Here is a 7,597-nt window from a genome sequence, read left to right as displayed (position 1 = left end):
CTCTAAACTTCCGAAGTCTGTTCTCACAATTAACCTATGAAACTACCCAACCAATATCACCTTACCTACTGCACCAATATTCATCCGGGCGAAAGCTGGGATGAAGTAGATCAGAGCCTACGAACCTATGTTCCGGCAGTTCAGTCGGCGGTAGCCTCTGAGCAGCCCTTTGGAATTGGCTTACGACTGTCACAGCAAGCGGGAGAAGAACTGGCCCGTCCGGCTGCTCTGGCCGCTTTTCAGGAATGGCTGACAGAGAATAACTGTTACGTGTTTACCATGAATGGTTTTCCCTACGGAGGATTTCATCGGCAAGTGGTAAAAGACCAAGTGCATCAGCCCGACTGGACCACACCCGAACGTTTATCGTACACACAGCAGCTATTTTCCATTCTGGCAAAACTGCTGCCCTCCGATATGGACGGTGGGATTTCTACTTCCCCGCTATCGTATAAGTATTGGCACGCTGATGAGCGAACTAGAGAAGAAGTTTTTGAAAAGTCTACCAACCATCTAGTGCAGATAGTAGCTGAACTCTACCAGCTTCGGCAAGAAACCGGTAAGGTACTGCACCTGGATATTGAACCCGAGCCAGATGGTATGTTGGAAAATACCCAGGAAGTCATTGATTACTTTAACAATTGGCTATTACCCAAAGGATTGCCGATACTACAACAGCAGCTAGGGTTAAGCTCCGAAGAAGCCGAAGTGTGCATCAAAACCCACATCCAGCTTTGCTACGATGTGTGTCACTTCGCCGTAGTGTATGAAAAGCCGCACGATACCTTCCGTCGCTGGCAGGCAGAAGGCATTCGAGTTGGGAAAATTCAGATCAGTGCCGCCCTAAAAGCTGATTTACCAACGGAAGAAGCTGACCGCCAACCCGTAACCCAGGCGTTTGAATCATTGGTAGAATCGACTTATCTACATCAGGTGGTAGCTCGCCAAACCAACGATCAGCTACTTCACTACCCCGACCTCCCTGAGGCTCTTAAACATATTAATGAACCTGATATAGCGGAGTGGCGAACGCACTTTCACGTACCCTTATTTGTGCCGAGCTACGGGGTTCTGAACTCCACGCAGGATGCTATTCGAGAAGTGCTGAATATGCAGAAAGAAACCCCGATAACCCGCCACCTAGAAGTAGAAACCTACACCTGGGAGGTGCTGCCTAAAGATATTCAGGTAGGGCTCGCGCAATCCATCGTTCGTGAACTGGAGTGGGTTCGCAACCTTGTCAATTAACAATGCCCCCGTGGCCCGGTGCAGTGAACAGTCAACAATTGAAAAGTGATAGTGGAAAATAGAAAGGTAAACTGTATTGAAGACAATCCGTAATGACCAATGACTAATGACCAAAACAGTAGTTCTCGATGTAGTAGCCCTCTCAGGACGAGTATTAGGCGAACATACGCCATTTCTAAAACGCTGGAGTGAGCGGGGAAAACAGATAGCGATTGAGCCGGTGCTACCAGCGGTTACCTGTTCAGCGCAATCAACTTACCTTACCGGAAAGTGGCCAAACGAACACGGCGTGGTAGGCAACGGCTGGTACTTTCGCGATGAGTGCGAGGTTAAGTTCTGGCGACAATCAAACAAACTGGTACAATCTCCTAAAATCTGGGATGTTGCCCGGCAATCTGATCCTAATTTTACCTGCGCGAACCTGTTCTGGTGGTACAATATGTATTCGTCGGTAAACTACGCAGTCACCCCCCGTCCGCTCTACCCCGCCGACGGCCGCAAGTTGCCGGATATTTATACCCAGCCGATGGACTTGCGGGATCGTCTGCAACAGGAATTAGGACAGTTTCCCCTCTTCGAGTTTTGGGGGCCAAACGCGAATATCAATTCTACTAAGTGGATTGCTAAAGCCGCCAAGAAGGTGGACGAGTGGCATAACCCTACCCTTACCCTTATCTACCTACCTCACTTGGACTACAATCTACAACGCTGCGGAATTGACTTCGCTAAGATCGGTTCGGATTTGCGGAGTGTTGATGCTGTTTGCGAGGATTTAATTACGTATTATGAGGCGCAGGATGCAAAAGTGATAGTACTATCCGAGTACGGAATTACGTCGGTAAATCGACCGGTGCACATTAACCGAGTGCTGCGGGAGCAGGGCTATATTACCGTAAAAGATGAGTTGGGGCGGGAGATGCTGGACGCCGGAGTCAGCCGAGCCTTTGCCGTAGCCGATCATCAACTGGCCCACGTTTACGTGCAGCAAGCCGAGGATATACCCGAGGTTCGGGCGTTGTTAGAAACCACTCCCGGCATTGCCCAAGTGCTGGATAAAAGCGGAAAAGAAAAGCATCATCTGTCTCACTCTCGAGCCGGTGAACTAATCGCGGTGGCGGAAGAAGATGCTTGGTTCACCTATTACTACTGGCTGGATAACGCTAAAGCCCCCGATTTTGCCCGTACGGTAGACATTCACCGCAAACCGGGCTACGATCCGGTAGAGATGTTTCTCGATCCGAAAATTAAGCTACCGATGGCCAAGGTTGGTATGAAGCTGCTGAAAAAGAAGCTGGGCTTTCGCTACCTGATGGATGTGATACCATTAGATGCTTCGCTAGTGAAAGGTTCCCACGGAAGAACTCCTGCCTCGAAAGAAGATTGGCCTATCTTTATTACACAACAAACTGATTTACTCGCTGACTCTACGCTACTCCCTACTGAAGTGCAGGGTATCTTACGGTCTCATTTAGGGAGTTAAGCTAGTTAAACCGTTTGATTATCATTGCCTTAGCAAGTAGGGTTAACTTGATAATTGACTCCTATTGAGGTAAAAAAGGTATAATTTCTGTAAGAGTACTATAAAATACTTAGTTGCCTATGAAATTAGCTCTGCGTATCATCTTAACTCTGGTACTACTGCTAAATATTAGTTGTTTAGACGATGGTCTTGACTGTGGTTCTATAAACAATGAGTATATAAATATTGTGGGAATCGGTGGAACTAACGTAGCAATTGGGGGTAGTTTCTCTAACTTCATAACCGTGGGGGCGGGGATTACGCTGACGTACTCGGAATTTGGTATCCGGGCGGTTCCCGAGGCAGCTTATGAAAGCCAAGCTACTATAGTGGGAGGTTTCCGGGCGTACGCCTGTTCACCACTGCTTCAACCTACCGAAGAAATCGCGGAGATCGCAGTATTTAGTTCGGCAGACTATGCTCAAGCAGCGAGCAGTAAAGTTTTCTCAGCGGGGGATACGCTTAACGCCATTATCAAAATATACGAGCCGTACAGTGGCCGCATCGTTGGCTTGCCCGATTTTCTGGTAGATGATGATCTGGCGGCAGCCGATGAACCCTTCACATTGCAACTAACTTCCGCCCCTCGGGAAAGTGCTAATCATCAGTTTACCGTGCACTACCGTCTGGAAAATGGTGAGTTCTACGAATTTACCACTGACCCGGTAACACTGGTTCCCTAAACATCTGGTAGAGCAAATCGGTTGATATACCAGTTCATATTTTTTAACGAAACACGAATTTTTATGGCTGATAGCACAATTAAAAAAGTAGATGGTACGCACTCACCCAAAGAAGGTGCTGAAAAATTTTTAGCTTCGGGCTCTAACGTAGCCATGCGGATGTGGGAAGACGAACAGCCCAACCAGGATAAACCTGCGGTAAGCCGCCCCTACGAAACGGTAGGCTACGTTATCAAAGGAAAAGCCGAATTGCACTCAGAAGGGCAAATGGTAACACTGCAACCCGGCGATTCTTACGTAGTTCCGAAAGACGCTAAGCATACCTATAAGATTTTAGAAACCTTTACCGCGGTTGAGGCCACCTCACCGCCCGCGCAGGTGCACGGTAGAGGGGAGTAATCAATTGATATTATAATAACCGGATAAACATTATCCGGTTTTTTTGTGCGTATACCGTATATTTGCTAGCTATTTGTAACCCTCACTTTCCTCGATCTAAAATAATTGATATGAAGTTCGCAGCCAAAATTGCAAGTTTCGCCGCAATTTGCGGTAGTCTTCTCTCATGCCAATCCAATTCAGATTCTACTATGTCCAATAATACTACGGAGGCCCCTGATGCGCCCCAGCAAGATTCAGTGCTTTCTATCCACGGCGATACCCGGGTCGATCCCTACTTCTGGATGCGGCTTACTGATGAGCAAAAGCAAGCGGAAAACCCGGACGAACAAACCCAACAAGTGCTTCGGTACTTAGAAGATGAAAACGCCTACACCAAGTCGGTAATGCAGGAAACCGAGAAGTTACAGGAGGAACTATACGACGAAATAGTCGGGCGAATTAGTCAGGACGATTCTTCGGTCCCGTACTTTGAAAATGGCTACTGGTACTACACGCGCTACGAAGAGGGGCAAGAGTACCCGATCTACGCTCGTAAGAAAGAAAGCCTAGAAGCAGCGGAGGAGATTCTACTCAATGTAAACGAACTAGCCGCAGACTTCGACTACTACAACGCTCGAGGTTTGCAGGTAAGCCCAGACAATAAAATACTAGCGTTTGCTGAAGACACCCTAAGTCGTCGGGTCTATACTATTCGCTTTAAGAACTTAGAAACCGGGGAGATGCTACCGGACGCAATTTCTAATACGCAGGGCGACGGAGCATGGTCAAGTAATAATCAGTACTACTTTTATACTACCAAAGATGAGGTAACGCTACTCTCCAACAAAATTTGGCGACATCGGCTGGGCGAAACCGTCGATAATGATATGCTGAAGTACGAAGAAAAGAACCCTTCTTTTTACATTGGAGTGTACAAGTCTAAATCGGGTGAGTATATCATCATCGGAAACCAGAGTACTTTGGCGAATGATTATCATCTATTACGCGCCGACCAGCCCGAGGGTGATTTTCAGCAATTCACTCCGCGGGAAACGAAACATCGGTATTCAATTGAGCACGTAGGCAGTAAGTTCTACATCCGTACCGATTGGGAAGCCCCAAATTACCGAATTATGGAAGCTCCGGTGGAAGCTACGTTGAAAGAAAACTGGCAGGAAATGATTCCGCATCGTGAGGATGTCTTTATTGAAGACATGGAGGCTTTTCAGCGTTATCTGGTACTGACCGAAAAAGCCAACGCGCTACCCAAACTGCGGGTAATGGACACCGAGGCTAATGAAGAGTACTATATTCAGTTTGATGAACCGGCCTATTTACTCACCTCCGCCACCAATCCTGAGCTAGATTCTGAAGTATTACGCTACGGCTATTCTTCACTGACCACCCCAATCTCGATCTACGATTACAACATGCGTACCCGCGAGCAAGAACTGAAAAAGCGGCAAGAGGTGGTCGGCGGCCACGAACCTACGGAATACGTTACCGAACGGCTATTTGCCCCCGCTCGGGATGGTAAGCAGATTCCAATTTCGTTGGTATACAAAAAAGGGGTGCGAGAAAACGCTCCGGCACCGCTTTTACTGTACGCGTACGGCTCCTACGGTAATTCTACCGATCCGTACTTCAACAGCGCGCGATTAAGCTTGCTCGACCGGGGCTTCATTTGGGCGATTGCCCACGTTCGGGGCGGGCAGGATATGGGGCGCGAGTGGTACGAAGATGGTAAGATGTTTAAGAAGAAAAACACCTTTAATGATTATATCGACTGCGCTGATTACCTCATCGCGGAAGGCTATACGGCCACCGAACATCTCTACGGCCTGGGCGGTAGTGCGGGCGGATTGCTGATGGGCGCCGTAGCCAATATGGCCCCCGACCGCTTCAATGGTTTGATCGCTGCCGTACCATTCGTAGATGTGGTTTCTACCATGCTCGATGAGTCTATTCCCCTGACCACCAACGAATTTGACGAGTGGGGAAATCCTAAAAATTTGGAGTCTTATCAGTATATGCTGTCCTATTCGCCCTACGATAATGTAGCTGAACAAGCGTATCCCAACATGCTGGTCACCACAGGCTTATTTGACTCTCAAGTACAGTACTGGGAACCCGCAAAGTGGGTGGCTAAGTTACGGGACAAGAAAACGGACGATAATCTGCTGCTATTGGAAACCAACCTGGAAGCCGGCCACGGCGGAGCATCAGGACGCTTTCAACGCTACAAAGAAACCGCCCTGGAGTACGCATTTATGCTGAAGCTGGAAGGAAAAGACTAAGACGGGTTGACATTACAATGTAAACGGCAAATTTTCCGCCGTCTGTTAATATCAAACTACTTTTGTAGTAGTAATCTTAGCGGGCGTCCAGCGGGAGCGTAGCTCTTCAATATGCATATTTTTCCGCCCTTTTTGCAGATGGCGGGAGCTACTTTCAAACGATAGGGAAGATGGAAGAGATGTGTCGGCGTAATCTTCTTCTACAAAATCCATTACTTGATGATAGGAAGGGTAAAATGTCTCCCAGTCTGAACCGCTCATCAAGTATTTTTTGCGAAATGCGGCGGAAAATAGTCCGGTGCCATCGTCAAAGAACCGTTCGGTAGTTCGCCCGTATTTGCGGTAAGGATAGTAATATAAATCCTGAGGAATATGGTGAGCCACCCACGAAGCGTAAGCCCAAAATTCGCTGAACGTACCAAACTCGTTGGCCGAGCGGATCATCAGTTTGCTCCAGTGATCGTCAGACTGGTAATACTGCTGCAACTGCTGCTGAAATGAGCGCAAGTGCTCTTGCTTAAACCACAAATGATGAGGAACAAATGTGCCTTCTACATCAGTCAGTGGCTCAACATCTAACACTCTTTGAATCCAGTTTGCCCATTTGCTTACGATTGCTTTGTTACCGTACTGGTTGTGTTGCAACAGTGCGAACCAGTAACTCGCTTTATCGTTCTGTTCCTGAATGATAGGCCAACTAGCTACTGGCAGCAAATCAGCATCCCAAACTAAGTACCATTCGCTGAGCGACGGAATGCCTTCAAATGCCCCCAGCTTTAGCAGTTGTTGATAAAACCAACCGGGTTGGTACAGAGACTTCTCCAGTTGCAATTCCGCACAGATTTGGTCTTTACTTAGATCAACCGATTGGAAAAAAGACTCCTCTACGTGTGTAATCAATTGAGGAATCTTCCAATCCGTAGCCAGCTCAGTTAATTGTTGTGACTGATCTTCGGGCGTAACGACGTGGATTTTGCGAGGCTGGTACTTAGCCGAAATTCCTTCCAGTACGGCACGGGTATTCCAACGGATTTTGAACAGTGGTAATACGAAATCGTAAACAGAAACTGACTTAGCCATTGAAGAAAATCAAAAAAAGTAGGGTTGGATTTCCTAAAAAAGTACGAAATACCCAACCCTAGCAAATTACATAATAGTTTCTTCCATCGTATTCTGATCAATCACGGGTCCGGAGTAAACTGTAGACGGATCTTCCAACCCTACGTCGCTACACAACGGTTCAACGCCCCAACCCTGGCGAGGGAACCGCTGGCACAACGCGCGATACTCACCGATAGCTTGTTGCAGTTCTTCTCGGGTAAGTTGGTTTAAGTACCCACACTGCCCTATCTCGCTCTTAGGCAAAGGGGCCACCAGATTACCACCTCGCTTCTCAATCATCTTTTCCTGAGCAGCCCACAGGGTTTCTTCGTCCAGCAAAATGTCATGCCACAGACTCAGTTCAAACG

General features: G+C 47.7%; 7 protein-coding genes. 5 read left to right on the top strand and 2 right to left on the bottom strand.

Annotated elements, in window-relative coordinates:
* Positions 1–36: 36 nt before the first annotated feature.
* From eboE to WBA23_RS12300, 5 genes are all read left to right on the top strand, one after another.
* Positions 37–1,248 (top strand): metabolite traffic protein EboE, encoded by a 1,212-nt coding sequence (gene eboE / locus WBA23_RS12320; RefSeq protein WP_424582581.1) that lies wholly within the window; start codon positions 37–39, stop codon positions 1,246–1,248.
* A gap of 106 nt (positions 1,249–1,354) precedes the next feature.
* Positions 1,355–2,728 (top strand): alkaline phosphatase family protein, encoded by a 1,374-nt coding sequence (locus WBA23_RS12315; RefSeq protein ID WP_424582580.1) that lies wholly within the window; start codon positions 1,355–1,357, stop codon positions 2,726–2,728.
* Positions 2,729–2,847: 119 nt separating this feature from the next.
* Positions 2,848–3,450, top strand: a complete 603-nt coding sequence (locus WBA23_RS12310; RefSeq protein WP_424582579.1) for a hypothetical protein — start codon at positions 2,848–2,850, stop codon at positions 3,448–3,450.
* Between the two features lie 63 nt (positions 3,451–3,513).
* Positions 3,514–3,849, top strand: a complete 336-nt coding sequence (locus WBA23_RS12305) for a cupin domain-containing protein (protein WP_424582578.1) — start codon at positions 3,514–3,516, stop codon at positions 3,847–3,849.
* 191 nt (positions 3,850–4,040) lie between these two features.
* Complete coding sequence (locus WBA23_RS12300) at positions 4,041–6,128, top strand: S9 family peptidase (RefSeq protein WP_424582577.1); 2,088 nt, start codon at positions 4,041–4,043, stop codon at positions 6,126–6,128.
* Between the two features lie 51 nt (positions 6,129–6,179).
* Here the strand turns inward: WBA23_RS12300 and WBA23_RS12295 are convergent, their stop codons facing one another.
* Both WBA23_RS12295 and WBA23_RS12290 read right to left on the bottom strand, forming a co-directional pair.
* Positions 6,180–7,208 carry a hypothetical protein gene (locus tag WBA23_RS12295; RefSeq protein WP_424582576.1) on the bottom strand — a complete coding sequence of 343 codons (1,029 nt, stop codon included), beginning with the start codon at positions 7,206–7,208 and terminating at the stop codon, positions 6,180–6,182.
* A gap of 66 nt (positions 7,209–7,274) precedes the next feature.
* Positions 7,275–7,597, bottom strand: a 323-nt coding sequence (locus tag WBA23_RS12290) for a hypothetical protein (protein ID WP_424582575.1), incomplete at its 5' end; no start/stop codon positions are given.

This window comes from Tunicatimonas sp. (assembly GCF_049647865.1).
GTDB lineage: Bacteria > Bacteroidota > Bacteroidia > Cytophagales > Cyclobacteriaceae > Tunicatimonas.
This window is presented reverse-complemented; position numbering and strand designations above follow the sequence as displayed.

Excerpts from the sequence above, each read along its gene's own strand:
- eboE (WP_424582581.1), top strand. The coding sequence starts at position 37 with ATGAAACTACCCAACCAATATCACCTTACCTACTGCACCAATATTCAT.
- WBA23_RS12310 (WP_424582579.1), top strand. The coding sequence starts at position 2,848 with ATGAAATTAGCTCTGCGTATCATCTTAACTCTGGTACTACTGCTAAAT.
- WBA23_RS12300 (WP_424582577.1), top strand. The coding sequence starts at position 4,041 with ATGTCCAATAATACTACGGAGGCCCCTGATGCGCCCCAGCAAGATTCA.
- WBA23_RS12315 (WP_424582580.1), top strand. The coding sequence starts at position 1,355 with ATGACCAAAACAGTAGTTCTCGATGTAGTAGCCCTCTCAGGACGAGTA.
- WBA23_RS12295 (WP_424582576.1), bottom strand. The coding sequence starts at position 7,208 with ATGGCTAAGTCAGTTTCTGTTTACGATTTCGTATTACCACTGTTCAAA.
- WBA23_RS12305 (WP_424582578.1), top strand. The coding sequence starts at position 3,514 with ATGGCTGATAGCACAATTAAAAAAGTAGATGGTACGCACTCACCCAAA.